Consider the following 19,276-nt stretch of genomic DNA (forward strand, 5'->3'; position numbering starts at 1 on the left):
CCCCACGCGCCCCTGGCGGGGCGCCCTGCGCCGCGGACGCGGCCCCCAACGCCCACCTCGCGGCCGCGCAAGCTCACCCCCCGAGCCGTGCGGCGAGCTCACCGCACGGCGATGAACGCCTCCGCCCCCCGCGCCGGGCGCGGCGCAGGAAGTGACGCCGGGCGGCCGATCGCGACCGCGCCCATCGGGTCCCACTCGGGCGGGAGCCCGAGCACCTCGCGGACCGCGTCGCGGCAGAACATCGTGGACGACACCCAAGCGGACCCGAGCTGTTCGCCCGCGAGGGCGACCAGGAAGTTCTGCACGCCCGCGCCCGTGGCGACCACGAACATCTCGCGTTCTGCGGTGGCCCGCCGGGCGTCGGGGTAAGGGTGGGCGCCGTCGGCGACGAGGCAGGGGACGGCCAGGTAGGGCGCCCGGCGCAGGACGTCGCCGCGGCGCAGCCGCCTGGTGATGCTCGACTCGGAGAAGCCGTCGCGCCGCAGGTCCGCCTCCCAGGCGGCGCGCATCGCGTCGAGCAGCCGCGTCCGCACCTGCGGGGTCTCCAGCAGGACGAAGCGCCAGGGCGTGGTGTGGTGCGGGGCGGGCGCGGTGACGGCGAGGGCGACGGCGCGGCGGACGGCGGCGGGGTCGACGGGCTCGTCGGTGAAGTCCCGCACGGTGCGCCGCAGCGACACCGCCTCGCGTACGGCCTCGGAGGTGCCGAGCCGGAACATGTCGCTGGCGGCGTCCCGTACCAGCGGGCGGGCCCCGGGGTCCGTGCCGGGCTCCGCGTCGTCCGGCGCGGCGGCGAGGACCGCGCTGCCCAGCCCGCGGACGACGGCGACCGGGCGGCCGCTCGCCTTGCCCTTCACGAGGTCGCCGGCGGCGGCGAGTTCGTCGGCGGTCGCGGTGACGGTCACGGCGAGTGGGTTGCCGTACGTGTCCTGCGCGCCCCGCAGGTCGTCGAGGACGGCGACGCCCGCCGCGCCGATCGCGACGTCGGTGAGGCCCTGCCGCCAGGGCCGGCCGAAGGTGTCGGTCACGACGACGCCGACGTTCACGCCCAGCTCCGCGCGCAGTCCGGCGCGGATGCGGCGGGCGGAGGCGTCGGGGTCCTCCGGCAGCAGCAGCACGGTGCCCGGCGCGGTGTTGGACGCGTCGACCCCGGCCGCGGCCATGACGAAGCCGTGCCGGCTCTCCACGATGCGCGTGCTGCCGCGGCGGGCGACGAGCCGCACCATCTCCGCGTCGATGGCCGCCTCGCGGTCCTCCGCGGCGATCAGCCGCCCCTCCGCCTTGCTGACGATCTTGGACGTGACGAGCACGATGTCGCCGTCCACGAGCTGCACGCCGGTGGCGGCGACGAGCTTGGCGATGTCCGCGCCCGCCCTGACCTCGCCGATGCCGTCCAGGGCGAAGACCTCGATCCGCGGGGCGCTCATGCCCGCACCTCCGCGGCGAGCGCGAGGGCCTCGCGGGCCATCTGCGTGGTCGCTTCCAGGCTGCTCATCATGAGCGGTACGGCGCGGCAGCGGATGCCGGCCGCCTCGACCTCGGCGACGGCCCCGGCGTCGACGGTGTCGACGAGCCAGCCGTCGAGCAGGCCCGAACCGTAGTGCGCGGCCACCGCGGCGGCGGTGGACTCCACGCCGACCGCGGCCAGCACCTTGTCGGCCATGCCCCGCACGGGCGCGTCCCCGACGATCGGGGACAGGCCCACGACGGGCACCCCGGCCTCCGCGACGGCCTCCCGGATGCCGGGCACGGCCAGGATCGTGCCGATGCTCACCACCGGGTTGGACGGCGGGAAGACGATGACGTCGGAGTCGGCGATGGCCTCCAGTACGCCGGGCGCGGGCTTGGCGGCGTCCGCGCCGACCGGCACGACGGCGTGCGCAGGGACGGCGGCGCGCATCCGTACCCAGTACTCCTGGAAGTGGACGGCCCGGCGCTCGCCGTCGGTCTCGACCAGGACGTGGGTCTCGACCCGGTCGTCGGACATGGGGATGAGCCGCACGCCCGGCTTCCAGCGGGCGCACAGCGCCTCGGTCACGGCGCTGAGCGGGTAGCCGGCGGAGAGCATCTGGGTGCGCACGATGTGCGTGGCGAAATCCCGGTCGCCCAGACCGAACCACTCCGGGCCGACCCCGTAGGCGGCCAGCTCCTCCTTGACGGTGAAGGTCTCGTCGGCCCGGCCCCAGCCCTGCTCCTCGTGGATGCCGCCGCCGAGGGTGTACATCACGGTGTCGAGGTCGGGACAGACCTTCAGGCCGAACAGATGGATGTCGTCTCCGGTGTTGCCGACGACGGTGATCTCCGCCTCCGGCGCCGCTGCCAGCAGACCGCGCAGAAAGCGCGCCCCGCCGATTCCTCCGGCCAGAACCACGATTCGCATGGGCCCCAGTCTTGCAGCCCGCGCCCGGCGGCCGGACGGGCACCGGTGCGCTCACCGTCGCGGGTGACGTCCTGTCCGGGTGCGCGGCTCAGCGGGCGGGCTGCGGTACGGCGGCCGCCGCCGGGGAGTTGCAGCGCTGCGGGGTCATCTCGGTCAGGCCGGGGAAGTAGACGTGCAGGCTGACCGCGGGCTCCAGGCTGTCGTTGACGACCTCGTGCACGTAGCCGGGCGCGAAGGCGCGCTGCGCGCCCGCGCCGAGCACCCGGACCGTCTCGCCGGCCGTGCCGCGCGCGCGTTCGCGCAGGCTGCCGGCGAGCACGGTCAGTACGCCGGAGGACGGGCCGTGGTCGTGCCGGCCGCTGCCCTGGCCGGGGAGCCAGCTGAGCAGCCACACCTCGTAGCCGGGGCCTGTGCGCAGCCGGGCGTACCAGCGGGTGGTGGCGTCGTAGCGGACCAGCGGCTCCCACTGCGCGCGGTCGGCGGCGACGGCGCGGGCGAGCCCGGCGAACTCGGCCACCGTGGCGGGGTGCTCCGGCACGGGCGGCAGCAGGTGCGGCAGGGCGAGCGGGTCGCCCGCGATGGCGACGTCGGACACCGCGGGGCCGTACGCACCGTCGGCGTCAACGGCACCGGAGGGTGCGGGGAGCGCGGTGCGGGCAGGGCGCTCGGACGGGAGAGGAGCGGGGTGCGCGGCATACATGTGACGGGTGTCCCTGGAGGTGTGCGCGAGTGGCGTGGGCGGGGCGCCTGAGCCGCGGGTGCGGGCGGCGCGGCCCCGGGCGGGGGCTCAGCGACAGCGGCAGGGACAACAGCAGTTCTGCGCGAGCGCGACACGGCAGGACGCGCGGCGGCGGGTCCGGGTCGTCACGTGGGGCTCGGCAAGCATGCGTCAAGGAGACCTGTCGGGGGGACCCGCTGTCAAATGAATGTCCGGTTTGTCGCTCTTCTTTCACCTGATCAGGCACCCTGTGTTGCCGAAAGGTTTGTGCGTGGGGGTGCGCGGATAGGTGGAGCGACAACCGTGGCCCCGTACGCCCATGGCATTCCGATTGTCGGACGGACCGGCCCCGGGGGAATTCGCCCGCCCGTCGTGACGCCGTCGCGCACGCGGTCGAACGGTCTCCTCGGGCGGGTGTTCCTGTGATCGAAATGTGATCCGCACCCCTTCATCCGTACGGGCGGAACGCGGCGCCCAGCCGCAGCGTCTGACGGGGTGTGGTGGTTGGGCGACCGGACGACGGTTGACGGTTCCGGGCTTTTGATCTGATTACAGCACTTACCGTCACGCCTTGGTTCAGCGGAGTGAATAACGGGCTCAATAGCAGATCTCGGCTTGACTCGCCCGGATCGCCGCACTTGTAATTTCACTCGTGTCGTTCAGCCGCACGCGCGGACGGCCCACACCACGGGGAAGCACGACAGACGAGGGGCGCGCATGACCGAGCAGTTCCAGTTGCTGCTGGCCGAGGAGGCCGACGAGGAACTCGGCTGGCAGGAGCGCGCCCTGTGTGCGCAGACCGACCCGGAGTCGTTCTTCCCCGAAAAGGGCGGTTCCACACGTGAGGCGAAGAAGGTCTGCCTCGCGTGTGAAGTCCGTTCCGACTGCCTTGAATACGCCCTCGCCAACGACGAGCGCTTCGGCATCTGGGGCGGCTTGTCCGAGCGCGAGCGCCGCCGTCTGAAGAAGGGCGTCGTCTGACGGCTCCCGCACCCGCCCGCGCACCCGTCCCGGCCCCCTGACCAGCGGCCGGACGCCCGCGGGCCGTCCCCGGCCGGCGGCCGGGACCACCCCCTCAGCAGCCCGTCCGGCACCCGCTCACGCGTGCCGGGCGGGCTGCCGTTGTTCTCACACCGGGCTCCCGTCAGGCGGTGGCGCCCGCGTGAGCCGTTAGTGTGGGGGGCCGTCCGAGACGCCACCCCCGCCATCGCGGGCACCGGCGTCCACCGCAGTCCAGCGAACCGGGGCCGAAACCTCGATGTCCGTGAACAGCCCAGCACCGGCCGTCCATCCGGCCGGCACCCCTGAGTTCCCGCGCCATGTCGTCACCGCCGTGCTGGTCGCACACGACGGGGCTCGCTGGCTGCCCAAGGCCCTCGCAGGTCTGCTCGCCCAGGACCGTCCCGTCCAGGACGTCGTCGCTGCCGACACCGGCAGCGCCGACGACTCCGCCCGGCTGCTCGCCGAATCCCTCGGCGACCAGCGCGTCCTGCACCTCGCCCGGCGCACCTCCTTCGGCGCGGCCGTCGACGAGTGCGTCCGCACCGCCGTCCCGCTCACCGCCGACGACCTGCCCTACCTCGCCCCGCGCGGCAGCGGCTGGGACCCCGTCGGCCGGCAGTGGAACGACGACCCCTACACCGGCCACGCCGACGACCCGTTCGGCGACGGCGGCGCGGCCGAGCAGCCGCGGCACGGCGAGCCCGTGCAGTGGCTGTGGCTGCTGCACGACGACTGCGAGCCCGACCCCGGCGCGCTGTCCGCCCTGCTGCGGATCGCCGACAGCACCCCGTCGGCCGCCGTCGTCGGCCCCAAGCTGCGCAGCTGGTACGACCGCAGGCAACTGCTCGAAGTCGGTGTCAGCATCGCCCGCAGCGGCCGCCGCTGGACGGCCCTGGAGCGCCGCGAGCAGGACCAGGGCCAGCACGACCAGGTCCGCCAGGTGCTCTCGGTGTCCTCCGCGGGCATGCTGGTGCGCCGCGACGTGTGGGAGGCGCTGGGCGGCTTCGACCGCCGGCTGCCCCTGATGCGCGACGACGTCGACTTCTGCTGGCGCGCCCAGTCCGCCGGGCACAGCGTCTACATCGCACCCGACGCCGTGCTGTGGCACGCCGAGGCCGCCTCCCGCGAGCGCCGCCCGGTCGACTGCGCCGGGCGCTCGGCCGTCAACCCGCACCGTGTCGACAAGGCCGGTGCCGTCTACACCCTGCTGGCCAACACCCGCGGCCCGCTGCTGCCCTACGTGGCGCTGCGCATCGTCGTCGGCACCCTGCTGCGCACCCTCGCCTACCTCGTCGGCAAGGTGCCCGGCCAGGCCGTCGACGAGATCGTCGGCCTGCTCGGCGTCCTGCTGCGCCCCGGACGGCTGCTCGGCGCCCGCAGCAGGCGCGGCGGCGGCACCGTCGAACCCGCCGAGCTGCGCCCGCTCTTCCCGCCGCCCGGCGCGACCGTGCGCGCCACCGTCGACCAGGTCGTCAGCAACATCGCCGGCCGGGCCGACGCCTCCGCCGCGGCCGCCGGCCGGCACGGCGGCGGCATCGAGTCGGGGCCGGGCGACGAGGACGGCGACTTCCTGGAGGTCGAGCAGTTCGCGCGCCTCAAGCGCATCGCCCGCAAACCCGGGCCGATGCTCTTCGTGGTGCTGCTCGTCGTCTCCCTCGCCGCCTGCCGCTCTCTGCTCGGCGGCGGCACCCTCTACGGCGGCGCCCTGCTGCCCGCCGGTTCCGGCGCATCCGACCTGTGGCGCAGCTACGCCGGTTCGTGGCACGCCCTCGGCACCGGCGGCACCGAGTCCGCGCCGCCGTACCTCGCCGTCCTCGGGCTCTTCTCGACCGTGCTGTTCGGCTCCACGAGCCTGACGCTGACGCTGCTGCTGGTCGCCTCCGTGCCGCTCGCCGGAGTGGCCGCCTACTTCGCCTCCCGCCCGCTGGCCGAATCCCGGCTGGTCCGGGCCTGGGCCTCGGTCGCGTACGCGTTCCTGCCCGCCGCCACCGGCGCGCTCGCCACCGGCCGGCTCGGCACCGCGGTGCTGGCCATCCTGCTACCGCTGATGGCGCGCGCCGCCGTGGCCTCGGCCGGGCTGCAGCTCGGCGCCGCCGCCCTGGACCGCGGGGCCCGGCCGAGCTGGCGGGCCACCTGGGCGCTCGCCCTGATGCTCACCTTCACCACGGCCTTCACCCCGATCACGTGGCCCATCGCGCTGGTTCTCGCCGCCGCCGTCCTCGCGTGGCGGCTGGCGACGGGCCGCGGCGCGCTGCTCGTCCCGCACGTCCTGCGCTCGGCCGCGCTGCTGGTCACCCCGATGGTGCTGCTCGCGCCCTGGTCGCTGACGCTGCTCGCGCACCCCGGGCGGATGCTCGACGAGGCCGGGCTGCCCTACGGCACCAAGAGCGTCTCCGGCCTCGACCTGGCGCTGCTCGGCCCCGGCGGGCCCAAGGCGACCGGTGGCCTGCTGCTGGTCGGCATCGTGCTGGCCGCCCTCGCCGCGCTGCTGCGCGACAGCCGCCGCACCGCGGTGCACGCCGCGTGGGCCGCCGCCGTGACCGGTCTGCTCTTCGCCGTCGTCGAGAACGGCCACAGCTGGGCAGGTCCCGCCACGCTGGTCTACGGCCTCGCGCTGCTGTCCGCCGCGGTGGTCGGCGCGGAGGGCGCCAACGAGCGCATCGCCGCGAGCGGCTTCGGCTGGCGGCAGCCTGTCGCGGGCCTCGTCGTGCTGGCCGCGGTGGCCGCGCCGCTGCTGGCCGCCGGCACGTGGGTCGCGCACGGCGCCGACGGACCGCTGGCCCGCCGCGACCCGCAGCAGGTGCCCGCGTTCGTCGCCGAGGAGTCCACCACCAGCGACCACGCCCGCACCCTCGTGCTCACCGGAACGCCCGGCCACATCTCGTACGCGCTGGTGCGCGGCTCCGGCGTGCACATCGGCGACGCCGAGATCGCCGCCCAGGCCCCGCGCGACCGTGACCTCGACTCGCTCGTCGCCAACCTCGTCGCCGGCTCCGGCGCCGACCAGGGCAGCAGGCTCGCCAAGTACGCCGTGCGGTACGTCCTGGCGCAGAAGGAGACCCCGCGCGAGGTGGGCCGCGTCCTCGACGGCACGCCGGGCCTCTCCCGTGTCAGCCAGGCCGACGGCAGCGAACTGTGGCGCGTCGACACCGCCGTGTCCCGCGTGACCATCACCGCCAAGGGCGCCGCCCCGGTCTCCGTCCCCTCCGGCCTGGTCGAGGCGCACACCAAGGTGCCCGCGGGCCCGGAAGGACGCGTGCTGCGGCTGGCCGACTCCGCGTCGTCCGGCTGGCGGGCCACCCTGGACGGCGCTTCCCTCACGCCGACCACCGTCGACGGATGGGCGCAGGGCTTCGAACTGCCCGCGTCCGGCGGCCGCCTCGACGTCACGTTCAAGGAGCCGGTCACCCACATCGGCTGGCTGGGCGTCCAGGCCTTCCTGCTGCTCGTCGTGCTCGTGCTCGCGCTTCCCGGAAGGCGCCGCGAGGTCGACGACGACCTGCCGGAGGCCGAGGCGGCGGCTGCCGCCGCGGAGATCCCCGCACAGGGCGGCGAGGGCGGCCGCCGCGCCCGCCGCCTGCAGGCCGCCGCCGAGGCGGAGGCCGCCGCGCTCGCGGCCGCCCAGGAGGGCGCCGACCCGAACGCGGGCGACGACGGGACGCAGGAGCCGTACGACCCCGCCCAGGGCCCGTACGAGCCGGCCCAGGGCTACGAGGGGGCCGAGGGCGGCTACGAGCCCTCCGAGGCCGGGTACGACCCGTACGCCGTCCCCGCCCCCGGCGCCGCGACCGAGGCCGACCCGTACTACCCCGGCTACCCCGGCGGGCAGCAGTGGGAGCAGCAGCCCTACCCCGCGGGACAGGGCGCCGGCTACGAGCAGCAGGGCGGCTACGGCGCCGACCCGTACGGCTACCCCCAGCAGGGCGCCCAGCAGCCCGGCTACGACGCCTACGGGCAGCAGCCGGACGGCGGCTACGGCGAGCAGGCGCCCTACGGCGGGCAGCAGCCCGGCTACGGCGCCGACCCGGCGGGCTACCACGACGACGGGACGTACTACGCAGAAGGCGATCACCGCCGCGACGGGAGCGACCAGCAGTGAACCGCAGCACCCTCTCCCTGGGCGGCGCCGTCCTCGTCCTCGCCGTCCTCGTCGGCGCCGCCTCGCTGAACGGCGGCGACGACCCGGCGGCCGCCCCCGCGGGCGCCTCGACCCGGCTGCCGGTGCAGCGCACCACGACGGTGTGCCCGTCGCCCTCCCCGTCGGAGTTCGCCGACACCACCTACGCGTCCTTCACCCCGCAGGCGGCGTCGCTGTCCGACCAGCCCGCCGGCACCACCGCCGGCACCCCGGGGAGCGCCCAGCTGCTCACCACCGCGACGAAGCCCGCACCGCTGTCCCCGGCGCTGAAGCAGACCGGCAGGGCGGTCGCCTACACCACCGACAAGCCCGACGCGCCCGCCCTGATCGGCACCGCCGACGGGCCCCTCGCCCCCGGCTGGAGCGTCGGCCAGACCACCGTCGTCGACGCGGGACCCGGCCGCGCCCTGCTCGGCACCTCCTGCGTCACGCCCGACAGCGAGTTCTGGTTCGCCGGCGCCAGCACCGCCGACGACCGCCAGGACTTCCTCCACCTCGTCGACCCCGACGACGCCCCCGCCGTCGTGGACGTCGAGCTGTACGGTCCCGACGGCCTGGTCAAGGCGTCCTCCGGCGACGGCATCACGGTGCCCGGCAAGGGCGCCGAGCCGGTGCTGCTGTCCACGCTGATCGCCCAGAAGGTCCAGGACCTCACTGTCCACGTCGTCGTCCGCAGCGGCCGGGTCGGCGCCGCGATCCAGGCCACCTCCGCCGGCAAGGGCGCCGACTGGCTGCAGCCCGCCGCCGAGCCCGCCACCACGCTGGTCATGCCCGGCATCCCCGCCGACGCCGTCTCGGTCCGCCTCGTCGCCTACGCGACCGGTACCGACGACGCCGACCTCACACTCAAGCTGGCCACCAGCACGGGCATGATCTCCCCGGCCGACCACGAGACGCTGCACGTCAAGGCGGGCATGACCGCCGTCGCCGACCTCGGCGACGTCACCAAGGGCGACGCCGGCTCGCTGGTGATCACCTCCAGCAAGGTTCACGCCCCCGTGCCGGTGGTCGCGGGCCTGCTCATCACCCGCGGCAAGGCGGGCAAGCAGGAGCTGGCCTTCCTGCCCGCGACCGCCCCCGTCGACACCCGCGCCACCGCCGCCGACAACCGCGACAAGGCCTCCACGCTCGCGCTGACCGCCCCCGACAAGGAGACCCGGGTCAAGGTCACCTCGTCGCCGGGCACCGCGGGCGGCACGCCGGTATCCCGCACCGTCGTCGTCAAGGCCGGCACCACCACGGTCCTGCAGCCCCTCGCCCCCGTCCCCGGCAAGGGCTCGTTCCCGGTGACCGTCGAACGGCTCTCCGGCGGCACCCTCTACGCCTCGCGCGAGCTGGCGCTGCCGCTGGACGGCGTGCCCATGTTCACCGTCCAGCCGATGGCGGACGACCGCTCCACGGTCCAGGTGCCGCAGGCCGCGCCGGACCTGAAGATCCTCGGCAAGTAGCCCGCTGCGCACCCCGGAAGGGGGCGCGCGGACCGGTGCACTGCCGCGGCCCGGTGTACTGCCACGTCGTGGCACACAGCCGAGTCGTGGCACATTGCCGCGTCGCGCGCGGCGGCGCCTCAGTCCTCGCCGTACTTCGGGTCGACGTTCTCCGGGGACAGCCCGAGCAGCTCCGCGACCTGCTCCACGACCACCTCGTGCACCAGCAGCGCCTGCTCGTCGCGGCTCTTGGCGCGGATCTCCACCGGGCGCCGGTAGACCACGATCCGGTTCGGCCGCCCCTTGTCCGCGCCGATCAGCCGCCCCAGCGGCACCGCCTCGCCGTCGCTGCCCTGGACGTCCTGCGGCCAGGGCACCTCCTGCACAGCGAACTCCACGTCCGCCAGCTGCGGCCAGCGCCGCTCCAGCCGGTCGGCGGCGTCCCTGACCAGGTCGTCGAACGCGTCGGCGCGCGACACCGCGAGCGGCACCTGCGGCGGTGCGATGGGCCCGCGCATGCCGCGGCCGTGCCGGTCGCGATGCCGCGGACGCGGGTCGGAGGGAGGCGGAACCGTACTGTCCATCAGCGTGAGCCTAGCTCCCGGTCCGCACCGGTGTCGCGGCCCGCGGACACCGCGGGCGGCCACGGCCCTCATATCGTCATCGGGCGCCGGGGATCAGACCGCATCAGGCCATGAATGTGACGGAAACGCGCCAGCCGGAGCCCCGCGGTGGCACGTGCCGCCGTCACGCCCCCCGCGCAGTCTCCCCGCCCGCCACCTGCCGCCGCCGTATCGCCGCAGGCCAGTGCCGCGGCGGCACCCGTGCCCCGGCGAGGGCCGCCGCCACGACACGACCGGGTGAGCCTGCGGAGAGTCGTCGCGGCCCGCTCAAGAGTGCGGTACCGTCCAACGTCGTGAGCCCTGTACGTCGCTGTTCGCGCACCGCTTGCGGCCGCCCCGCCGTCGCGACGCTGACGTACGTCTACGCGGACTCCACGGCCGTCCTCGGCCCCCTCGCCACCTACGCCGAGCCGCACTGCTACGACCTGTGCTCCGAGCACTCCGAGCGGCTGACCGCGCCGCGCGGCTGGGAGGTCGTCCGGCTCGCCGTCGACACCGGCCCGGTGCGGCCCAGCGGCGACGACCTGGAGGCGCTCGCCAACGCCGTGCGCGAGGCCGCCCGCCCGCAGGAGCGCACCCGGCCCGGCGCCCGCGACATCGACCCGCTGGAGGTCGCACGGCGCGGCCACCTGCGGGTCCTGCGCTCGCCGGAATAGCCCCCAGCACCCTCCACGGGGCGGCGTGCGGGTCTCCGCGGCGCCACGTGCCCCGGTAGGGGCATCTTCCCCCTGCCTCCGGCGGGAGGCGCCCCGGCGTCGTCGTCGGTCGACAACTCTCCCAGGGGCTTCGCCCGGGAGCCCCACGCGTTGCCTCCCTCCTCCGCCCTGCACCTGGGGGTACCTCCCAGGTGCAGCACCGGGCCGTGCTCGTTGCTCCGCAAAGACCCGCACGCCGCCCCCTGACCCGCCCTCCGCAGGTCCGCCGGGGTAGGTTGTGGGGCCACCGCGGCACAGCGTCGCGGCCCGTCCGGGCCCCGCGCCGGGTGCGCCGCCCGACGTGCGTGACCCGCACCGTCCGTGACCCGTACAGCAGAGGTGTGCAGTGGCCGATTTGTCGCAGCTGGTCAAGGCCTACGACGTACGCGGAGTCGTACCCGACCAGTGGGACACCCCGCTCGCGGAGATCTTCGGCGCCGCCTTCGCCACCGTCACCGGCGCGGACGCGGTCGTCGTCGGCCACGACATGCGGCCCTCGTCCCCCGCGCTGTCCGACGCCTTCGCACGCGGCGCCGCCTCCCGCGGCGCCGACGTCACCCGCATCGGGCTGTGCTCCACCGACGAGCTGTACTTCGCCAGCGGTCGGCTCGGCCTGCCCGGCGCCATGTTCACCGCGAGCCACAACCCGGCGCAGTACAACGGCATCAAGATGTGCCGTGCCGGCGCCGCGCCCGTGGGCCAGGACACCGGACTCGCCGACATCCGCGCGCTCGCCGAGCGGTGGCTGGAGACCGGTGTCCCGGCGGGCGCCGCCACCCCCGGCACCGTCACCGACCGCGACGTGCTCGGCGACTACGCCGACTGCCTGCGCTCGCTCGTCGACCTGTCCGGCATGCGCCCGCTGAAGGTCGTCGTCGACGCGGGCAACGGCATGGGCGGCCACACCGTGCCGACCGTGCTCGCGGGGCTGCCCGTCGACCTCGTGCCCATGTACTTCGAGCTCGACGGCACCTTCCCGAACCACGAGGCCAACCCGCTCGACCCGAAGAACCTCGTCGACCTCCAGCATCGCGTCCGCGCGACCGGCGCCGACATCGGCCTCGCCTTCGACGGCGACGCCGACCGCTGCTTCGCCGTCGACGAGCGCGGCGAGGGCGTCTCACCGTCCGCCGTCACCGCCCTGGTCGCCGCACGCGAGCTGGCCCGCCACCCCGGCGCCACGATCATCCACAACCTGATCACCTCGCGGACCGTTCCCGAGGTCGTCACCGAGCAGGGCGGCGTCCCCGTGCGCACCCGCGTGGGCCACTCCTTCATCAAGCAGGAGATGGCCTCCACCGGGGCCGTCTTCGGCGGCGAGCACTCCGCGCACTACTACTTCCGCGACTTCTGGAACGCCGACACCGGCATGCTCGCCGCCCTCCACCTGCTCGCGGCCCTCGGGGGACAGGACGGCCCGCTGTCCGCCCTGGTCGGCGCGTACGACCGCTACGCGGCCTCCGGCGAGATCAACAGCACCGTCGCCGACCAGGCGGGCCGCACCGCCGCCGTCCGCGCCGCCTTCACCGGCCAGGAGGGCGTCACCTTCGACGACCTCGACGGCCTCACCGTCAGCGCCGCCGACTGGTGGTTCAACCTCCGCGCCTCCAACACCGAGCCGCTGCTGCGCCTCAACGTCGAAGCGGCCGATCCCGCCGCCGTCGCCCGCATCCGCGACCAGGTCCTCGCCCTCGTCCGCGGCTGACCCGACCGCCGCCGCCCGCCACGCCGTGCGGTCGGCGACCCGTCCTGTGTCCCCGCCAGGGGCGCGGCTATAGGCTGGCGGACACAGGCCGGGGCAGCTACCCGGCGGCGGGGACGCGCCCGACCCGCGCACCCGCGCCCGCACACGGCCCGGCCGGTCACCGCCGGCCGCACACCGCCCGGAGGACACCGCCCATGCCGCTCGTGGAAGCCAGCCTTCTGGACATCCTCGTCTGCCCGGCCTGCCACGCCCCGCTCCGCGAGGACGAGGACGCCGCGGAACTCGTGTGCACCTCCGACGACTGCGGTCTGGCCTACCCGGTCAAGGACGACATCCCGGTGCTGCTGGTCGACGAGGCCCGCCGCCCCGGCTGACCCGCCCCGCTCGCCGTTCCCCGGGCGCCGCCGCAGCAGTCGGACGGCCGTGGCGCACCGCCGGCCGCGCGCCCCGGGGCGCACCCGGCCGGCGGCCCCGCCCGCACCCGACCCACGGAGATCGCCTTGTTCGACGAGTCGCTGCTGGAGGACCCCGAGAGCCTCGCCCGCGCCGACACCCACGGGCTGCTCCGCGGGGTCGCCGCGGCCGGCGCACGGGTCCGCACCGCGCTGCGGCTCGCCGACGAGGCCGGGCTGGGCGAGCTGCGGCCCGACGGGCGGCCCCGTACGGTCCTGGTCGCCGGCAACGGGCCCGACGCCGCCGCCGCCGCCGACCTCCTCACCGCGCTCGCGTCCGCCAACTGCCCGGTGCAGCAGCTCGCCGCCACCGGACCCGGCCCCGAGCGCTCCCGCTGGACGCTGCCCGGCTGGGCCGGCTCCCTCGACCTGCTCGTGCTGATCTCCCCGCAGGGCACCGAGCAGGGCCTCACCGACCTGGTCGAGCAGGCCTACCGGCGCGGCTGCACGGCGGTGGCCGTCACCCCGGCCAAGGCGCCGCTCGCCGAGGCCGTCGCGCAGGTCCGCGGCCTCGCGCTGCCCTTCGCGGCCACCACCCCGGGGGACACCGCCCAGGGCCCCGCCACCGACCCGGGCGCCGACACCGGCGCCTTCTGGGCGCTGCTCACCCCGCTGCTCGCCCTCACCGACCGGCTCGGCCTGGTCACCGCGCCCGCCGCGGAACTCCACGCCCTCGCCGACACCCTCGACGCGACCGCCGCCCGCTGCGGCCCGGCAGTCGCCACGTACACCAACCCCGCCAAGACGCTGGCCGCCGAACTCGCCGACGCCCTCCCGCTGCTGTGGAGCCAGGGCCGGGTCGCCGCGGCCTGCGCCCGCCGCTTCGCCGCCGTCCTCGGCATCCGCGCCGGGCGGCCGGCCCTCAGCGCCGAACTGCCCGCCGCCCTCGCCCTGCACGGCCCGCTGCAGGCCGGCACCCACGCCCTCACCGCCGACGCCGACGACTTCTTCCGCGACCGCGTCGAGGACGCCGACGGGCTGCGGCTGCGCATCGTGCTGCTCCAGGAGGCGCCCGACCAGCCCGGCTCCGCCGCCCCGGCCGCCCGCGAGCAGGCCTACGCGCACGACACGCCGCTCAGCGAGATCGCCGCCCCCGGCGGCAGCGACCTGCACATTGCCGCGGACATCCTCGCCCTGACCGATTTCGCCGCCGTTTACCTGGCCGTCGCCTCGACCGAGAGACCATGATCGGCATGAACCGCCTCCTCAACACCGTCCGCCCCTACGCCTGGGGCTCCACCACGGCCATCCCCGCGCTGCTCGGCACCGAGCCGACCGGCGAGCCGCAGGCCGAACTGTGGATGGGCGCCCACCCCGGCGCCCCCTCCCGGCTCGACTGCGGCGCCGGGCCCGAGGCCCTCGACGCCCTCATCGACGCCGACCCCGCGGCCGAACTCGGCGATGCCACCGTCAAGCGCTTCGGACCGCGCCTGCCCTTCCTGCTCAAGGTGCTCGCCGCCGGCGCGCCGCTGTCCGTGCAGGTCCACCCCGACCTCGCGCAGGCCAGGGCCGGGTTCGCCGACGAGGAGGCCCGCGGCGTCCCCCTCGACGCCCCGCACCGCAACTACAAGGACGCCAACCACAAGCCCGAGATGCTCGTGGCCCTGTCGCCCTTCGAGGGCCTGTGCGGCTTCCGCCGCCCCACCGAGGCCGCCGCCCTCATCGACGCGCTCGGCGTCGACGCCCTCGTGCCCTACGCCGACATCCTGCGCGCCCACCCCGAGGACGGGGCGCTGCGCGAGGTCCTCGCCGCCGTCCTCGGCGCCGACCCCGCCGAGATGGCCGGCACCGTGCACGCCGCGGCCGAGGCGGCTGCCCGCCTCGCCGCCACCCCCGGCACCCCGTACGCCGCCGACTACGCTGCGTACGCCGGGGCCGCCCGCCACTTCCCCGGCGACCGCGGCCTCGTCGCCGCCATGCTGCTCAACCACGTCCGCCTCCAGCCCGGCGAGGCCCTCTACCTCGGCGCGGGCGTCCCGCACGCCTACCTCGACGGCCTCGGCGTCGAGATCATGGCCAACTCCGACAACGTGCTGCGCTGCGGCCTCACCCCCAAGCACATCGACGTACCCGAACTCCTGCGCATCGTCCGCTTCGAAGCCGACGACCCCGCTGTCCTGCGCCCCGAGGCCGGCCCCGACGGGGAGGAGCTGTACGCCGCGCCCATCGACGAATTCCGGCTCTCCCGCTACGTCCTGGCCCCCGGCTCCGGCCCGCGCACCCTCGACCGCGACGCCCCGCAGATCCTGCTGTGCACCGCCGGCCAGGTACGCCTGCGCACCCCGGACGCCACCCCGTCCGGCGCCGCCGGCCCCGGTACGGAACTGCTCCTCGGCCCCGGCGAATCGTGCTGGATCCGCGCCGGCGAGCACACCGAACTCGGCGGCGAGGGCACGGTCTTCCGTGCCACCGTGGCCGCCTGACGCACCCGACGGCGGGGCGGGCTGCAAGAATGTCCGACCGCACACGCCCGGCACGGCGAGCCAGCCGCCCAGGGCCGACGGAAGGGACACCCAGCACACATGAGCGCCTCAGGCGGAACCAGGGCGATCGTCGCGGCACTGAGCGCCAACCTCGCGATCGCCGCGTCCAAGTTCGTGGCCTTCGCGTTCAGCGGCTCCTCGTCGATGCTCGCCGAGGGCGTGCACTCCCTCGCCGACTCCGGCAACCAGGCCCTGCTGCTCATCGGAGGCAAGAAGGCCAAACGCGCCGCCAACGAGGAGCACCCATTCGGCTACGGCCGGGAACGCTACGTCTACGCCTTCCTCGTCTCGATCGTCCTCTTCTCCGTCGGCGGCATGTTCGCCCTCTACGAGGGCTATGAGAAGGTCCGCCACCCGCACACCATCGACCGCTGGTACTGGCCGGTCGGCGTGCTGATCTTCGCCCTCGTCGCCGAGGGCACCTCCTTCCGCACCGCCGTCAAGGAGTCCAACCACACCCGCGGCTCGATGTCCTGGGTCGAGTACATCCGCCGCGCCAAGGCGCCCGAGCTGCCCGTGGTCCTGCTGGAGGACTTCGGCGCCCTCATCGGCCTGGTGCTCGCCCTGCTCGGCGTCGGCCTGTCCCTGGCCACCGACAGCGGCGTGTGGGACGGCGTCGGCACCCTGTGCATCGGCGCCCTGCTGATCTGCATCGCCCTCGTCCTGGCGGCCGAGACCAAGTCCCTGCTCGTCGGCGAGGGCGCCAATCCCGAATCCCTCGCCCGCATCCGCGCCGCCGCCGTGGACGGCGACACCGTCACCGCCGTCATCCACATGCGCACCCTGCACCTCGGCCCGGAGGAGCTGCTGGTCGCCGCCAAGGTCGCCGTCCGGCACGACGACACCGCCGCCGAGGTCGCCCGCGCGATCGACGCCGCCGAGGAACGCATCCGCGCCGCCGAACCCTTCGCCCGCGTCATCTACCTCGAACCCGACATCTACAGCGAAGCCGCCGCCGCGGCCGGTCCCGACCCCGACCAGACCCCGGGCGGCCGCTGACCACGCGCACCTGCGGGCGCACGGGTCACCGGTGTAGATTCGTGGGGAGCCAGACGTCGCTGCTGATGGCGGTCGGGCGGTCGCCCCACGGTGACCGGCCGAGGGAGAGAGGGCCTCCGACGGATTGCGCTGCCGCAAGGGGACACGTGCGCCCGCACCTGGGCGACACGCAGCCGCCCTGCGGCCGCGCCGTGTCCCTGTCCACCTCGATCGCACCGAGGAGCAGCCCGAATGACCACCACCGCCACCGACTTCAAGGTCGCGGACCTCTCCCTCGCCGTCTTCGGCCGCAAGGAGATCACCCTCGCCGAGCACGAGATGCCCGGTCTCATGGCGCTGCGCGCCGAGTACGGCCCCGCGCAGCCGCTGGCCGGCGCCCGCATCACCGGCTCCCTGCACATGACCGTGCAGACCGCCGTCCTCATCGAGACCCTCGTCGCGCTCGGCGCGCAGGTCCGCTGGGCGTCCTGCAACATCTTCTCCACCCAGGACCACGCCGCCGCCGCCATCGCGGTCGGCCCCGAGGGCACCCCCGACAACCCGCAGGGCGTCCCCGTCTTCGCCTGGAAGGGCGAATCCCTCGAAGAATACTGGTGGTGCACCGAGCAGGCCCTGACCTGGCCGGGCACCGCCACCGGCGGCCCCAACATGATCCTGGACGACGGCGGCGACGCCACCCTGCTCGTCCACAAGGGCGTCGAGTTCGAGAAGGCCGGAGCCGTCCCCGCGACGACCGAGCAGGACAGCGAGGAGTACGGCTACATCCTCGCGCTGCTGCGCCGCACCCTCGCCGACAGCCCGCAGAAGTGGACGCAGCTCGCCTCCGAGATCCGCGGTGTCACCGAGGAGACCACCACCGGCGTCCACCGCCTGTACGAGATGCAGCAGGAAGGCACGCTGCTCTTCCCGGCGATCAACGTCAACGACGCCGTCACGAAGTCGAAGTTCGACAACAAGTACGGCTGCCGGCACTCCCTCGTCGACGGCATCAACCGCGCCACCGACGTCCTGATCGGCGGAAAGGTCGCCGTCGTCTGCGGCTACGGCGACGTCGGCAAGGGCTGCGCCGAATCCCTGCGCGGCCAGGGTGCCCGCGTGATCATCACCGAGATCGACCCCATCTGCGCCCTCCAGGCCGCGATGGACGGCTACCAGGTCGCCACTCTCGACGACGTGGTCGAGACCGCCGACATCTTCATCACCACGACCGGCAACCGCGACATCATCATGGCCTCCGACATGGGCCGGATGAAGCACCAGGCCATCGTGGGCAACATCGGCCACTTCGACAACGAGATCGACATGGCGGGCCTGGCGAAGATCCCCGGCATCGTCAAGGACGAGGTCAAGCCGCAGGTCCACACCTGGACCTTCCCGGACGGCAAGAAGCTCATCGTCCTGTCCGAGGGCCGCCTGCTCAACCTCGGCAACGCCACCGGACACCCGTCCTTCGTGATGTCGAACTCCTTCACCGACCAGACGCTGGCCCAGGTCGAGCTCTTCACCAAGCCGGAGGAATACCCGATCGGCGTCTACGTGCTCCCCAAGCACCTCGACGAGAAGGTCGCCCGCCTCCACCTCGACGCCCTCGGCGTCAGGCTCACCACCCTGCGCCCGGAGCAGGCCGCCTACATCGGCGTCAAGGTCGAGGGCCCCTACAAGTCCGACCACTACCGCTACTGATCCACGGCACCCCGCCGCCCGGCCCCGCCCGGGCGGACCGCACCACGCGGGCCCCCGCCTCCACCTGGAGGCGGGGGCCTCGCCAGATCCAGAGAACCCACCATGCCCCGCGGCCGCTACTCGTTCCACGACACCCATGACCACACCTCCTTGGGAGAAGAGCACTTCCACTGCGCCACCGGCCCCTCCGGCTGGCGCTACACCGCTCAGACCACGCGCCCGGACGGCAGCCACGCCGGTTCCGTCGACCTGACCGTCGACGACCTCGGCCGACCCGTCCGCCTCGAACTCCACGCCGCGTCGTGGCAGGTGCGCGCCGCCGCCCTCGACGGCGTCACCTGGGTCCGCAGCGACCCCTCCGGCGAGCACGCGCAGGAGGGCAACGCTCCCGCGCACGCGTTCACCGGTGCCTCGCCCGCGTTCCTGATCGCCACCGCGAGACTGCTCCGCCTCGCTCCGGGCGGCCCCGCCAAGCGCGTCCGTCTCGTGTCATTCCGGCCCCCCGTGCTCGCACCTCTGAACGTCGACCAGTCCTGGTCCCTGGTGTCCAGGACAGCACATCCGGCCGACACCGGGTTCCTGCCTGTGGACAACTTCCTGGTGTCCGACCTCGCCACCGGCGAGCAGCACGAGGTCCACCTCGCCGGCGACGTCGTGCTCGCGGCCCCCGGCATCGAACTGGAAGACCTCGACACCCCGCCGTCCACCTTCCCCTGATTTGACGCGTGTGGGGGTGGGAGGTAGATTAGAACGGTTGTCAGGAGCTGGCCCGTCCAGCCGTGAACAATGTAGAACCTTGCCATTAGGCCAGATGAAGACACCCACGTTCCGAGTCGGGAGGAATCCCGAGCGGGACAGTCGTGTCCTCGGAAGCCGGGTGGTAATTCCGACCGAAAGTCTTCTGATAGAGTCGGAACACAACGAAGGGAAAGCCCGGAGGGGCCGGTGAAACGGTCTCGAAGGAAGCTTCCGTT

General features: G+C 74.5%; 15 protein-coding genes. 11 read left to right on the forward strand and 4 right to left on the reverse strand.

Features of this window, described 5'->3' with window-relative positions; genetic code table 11:
- Positions 1–98: 98 nt before the first annotated feature.
- The 3 genes from IH54_RS0122195 to IH54_RS0122205 form a co-directional block, all read right to left on the reverse strand.
- The gene (locus IH54_RS0122195) at positions 99–1,424 is read right to left on the reverse strand and encodes a coenzyme F420-0:L-glutamate ligase (protein WP_031519511.1); all 1,326 of its coding nucleotides are present in this window, start codon (positions 1,422–1,424) and stop codon (positions 99–101) included.
- Positions 1,421–2,377 (reverse strand): 2-phospho-L-lactate transferase, encoded by a 957-nt coding sequence (gene cofD / locus IH54_RS0122200; protein WP_031519514.1) that lies wholly within the window; start codon positions 2,375–2,377, stop codon positions 1,421–1,423. The genes IH54_RS0122195 and cofD overlap by 4 nt, the downstream gene beginning before the upstream one ends.
- An 88-nt stretch (positions 2,378–2,465) precedes the next feature.
- Positions 2,466–2,972, reverse strand: coding sequence for a cysteine dioxygenase (locus IH54_RS0122205; protein ID WP_043181874.1), 507 nt, complete (start codon positions 2,970–2,972; stop codon positions 2,466–2,468).
- Positions 2,973–3,812: 840 nt separating this feature from the next.
- Here IH54_RS0122205 and IH54_RS0122210 point away from each other — a divergent pair.
- The 3 genes from IH54_RS0122210 to IH54_RS0122220 all read left to right on the forward strand — a co-directional run bounded on the left by IH54_RS0122210 (position 3,813) and on the right by IH54_RS0122220 (position 9,683).
- Entirely contained in the window at positions 3,813–4,076 is a 264-nt protein-coding gene (locus tag IH54_RS0122210) for a WhiB family transcriptional regulator (RefSeq protein ID WP_031519519.1), read from the forward strand.
- A gap of 277 nt (positions 4,077–4,353) precedes the next feature.
- Positions 4,354–8,196 carry a glycosyltransferase family 2 protein gene (locus tag IH54_RS0122215; protein WP_031519521.1) on the forward strand — a complete coding sequence of 1,281 codons (3,843 nt, stop codon included), beginning with the start codon at positions 4,354–4,356 and terminating at the stop codon, positions 8,194–8,196.
- Positions 8,193–9,683 carry a DUF5719 family protein gene (locus tag IH54_RS0122220; RefSeq protein ID WP_031519523.1) on the forward strand — a complete coding sequence of 497 codons (1,491 nt, stop codon included), beginning with the start codon at positions 8,193–8,195 and terminating at the stop codon, positions 9,681–9,683. Before IH54_RS0122215 ends, IH54_RS0122220 begins: the two co-directional genes overlap by 4 nt.
- A gap of 119 nt (positions 9,684–9,802) precedes the next feature.
- Here IH54_RS0122220 and IH54_RS0122225 read toward each other — a convergent pair whose 3' ends face one another.
- A complete protein-coding gene (locus IH54_RS0122225; RefSeq protein ID WP_031519525.1) occupies positions 9,803–10,246 on the reverse strand; it encodes a metallopeptidase family protein in 444 nt (147 codons plus the stop codon).
- A gap of 332 nt (positions 10,247–10,578) precedes the next feature.
- Between IH54_RS0122225 and IH54_RS0122230 the strand changes: the two genes are divergently transcribed.
- From IH54_RS0122230 to IH54_RS0122265, 8 genes are all read left to right on the forward strand, one after another.
- A complete protein-coding gene (locus IH54_RS0122230) occupies positions 10,579–10,941 on the forward strand; it encodes a DUF3499 domain-containing protein (RefSeq protein WP_031519528.1) in 363 nt (120 codons plus the stop codon).
- 385 nt (positions 10,942–11,326) lie between these two features.
- Positions 11,327–12,685, forward strand: coding sequence for a phosphomannomutase/phosphoglucomutase (locus IH54_RS0122235; protein ID WP_031519530.1), 1,359 nt, complete (start codon positions 11,327–11,329; stop codon positions 12,683–12,685).
- A gap of 194 nt (positions 12,686–12,879) precedes the next feature.
- A complete protein-coding gene (locus IH54_RS0122240; protein WP_031519533.1) occupies positions 12,880–13,059 on the forward strand; it encodes a Trm112 family protein in 180 nt (59 codons plus the stop codon).
- Positions 13,060–13,185: 126 nt separating this feature from the next.
- Positions 13,186–14,325: an SIS domain-containing protein gene (locus IH54_RS0122245; protein ID WP_031519535.1), complete on the forward strand. Its 1,140-nt coding sequence runs from the start codon at positions 13,186–13,188 to the stop codon at positions 14,323–14,325.
- A gap of 5 nt (positions 14,326–14,330) precedes the next feature.
- Positions 14,331–15,560, forward strand: coding sequence for a mannose-6-phosphate isomerase, class I (gene manA, locus IH54_RS0122250; RefSeq protein WP_031519537.1), 1,230 nt, complete (start codon positions 14,331–14,333; stop codon positions 15,558–15,560).
- Between the two features lie 99 nt (positions 15,561–15,659).
- Positions 15,660–16,619, forward strand: coding sequence for a cation diffusion facilitator family transporter (locus IH54_RS0122255; protein ID WP_031519540.1), 960 nt, complete (start codon positions 15,660–15,662; stop codon positions 16,617–16,619).
- Between the two features lie 231 nt (positions 16,620–16,850).
- Complete coding sequence (gene ahcY, locus IH54_RS0122260) at positions 16,851–18,302, forward strand: adenosylhomocysteinase (protein WP_031519542.1); 1,452 nt, start codon at positions 16,851–16,853, stop codon at positions 18,300–18,302.
- Between the two features lie 102 nt (positions 18,303–18,404).
- Positions 18,405–19,019 (forward strand): hypothetical protein, encoded by a 615-nt coding sequence (locus IH54_RS0122265; RefSeq protein WP_031519544.1) that lies wholly within the window; start codon positions 18,405–18,407, stop codon positions 19,017–19,019.
- Positions 19,020–19,276 lie beyond the last annotated feature (257 nt).

Source organism: Streptomyces sp. NRRL F-5123, from assembly GCF_000721495.1.
GTDB lineage: Bacteria > Actinomycetota > Actinomycetes > Streptomycetales > Streptomycetaceae > Actinacidiphila.

What these genes read in the sequence shown, in the direction of transcription:
- IH54_RS0122225 (WP_031519525.1), bottom strand. Translation starts at nt 10,246, where the DNA reads ATGGACAGTACGGTTCCGCCTCCCTCCGACCCGCGTCCGCGGCATCGC.
- ahcY (WP_031519542.1), top strand. Translation starts at nt 16,851, where the DNA reads ATGACCACCACCGCCACCGACTTCAAGGTCGCGGACCTCTCCCTCGCC.
- IH54_RS0122195 (WP_031519511.1), bottom strand. Translation starts at nt 1,424, where the DNA reads ATGAGCGCCCCGCGGATCGAGGTCTTCGCCCTGGACGGCATCGGCGAG.
- cofD (WP_031519514.1), bottom strand. Translation starts at nt 2,377, where the DNA reads ATGCGAATCGTGGTTCTGGCCGGAGGAATCGGCGGGGCGCGCTTTCTG.
- IH54_RS0122255 (WP_031519540.1), top strand. Translation starts at nt 15,660, where the DNA reads ATGAGCGCCTCAGGCGGAACCAGGGCGATCGTCGCGGCACTGAGCGCC.
- IH54_RS0122240 (WP_031519533.1), top strand. Translation starts at nt 12,880, where the DNA reads ATGCCGCTCGTGGAAGCCAGCCTTCTGGACATCCTCGTCTGCCCGGCC.
- IH54_RS0122265 (WP_031519544.1), top strand. Translation starts at nt 18,405, where the DNA reads ATGCCCCGCGGCCGCTACTCGTTCCACGACACCCATGACCACACCTCC.
- manA (WP_031519537.1), top strand. Translation starts at nt 14,331, where the DNA reads ATGAACCGCCTCCTCAACACCGTCCGCCCCTACGCCTGGGGCTCCACC.
- IH54_RS0122210 (WP_031519519.1), top strand. Translation starts at nt 3,813, where the DNA reads ATGACCGAGCAGTTCCAGTTGCTGCTGGCCGAGGAGGCCGACGAGGAA.
- IH54_RS0122215 (WP_031519521.1), top strand. Translation starts at nt 4,354, where the DNA reads ATGTCCGTGAACAGCCCAGCACCGGCCGTCCATCCGGCCGGCACCCCT.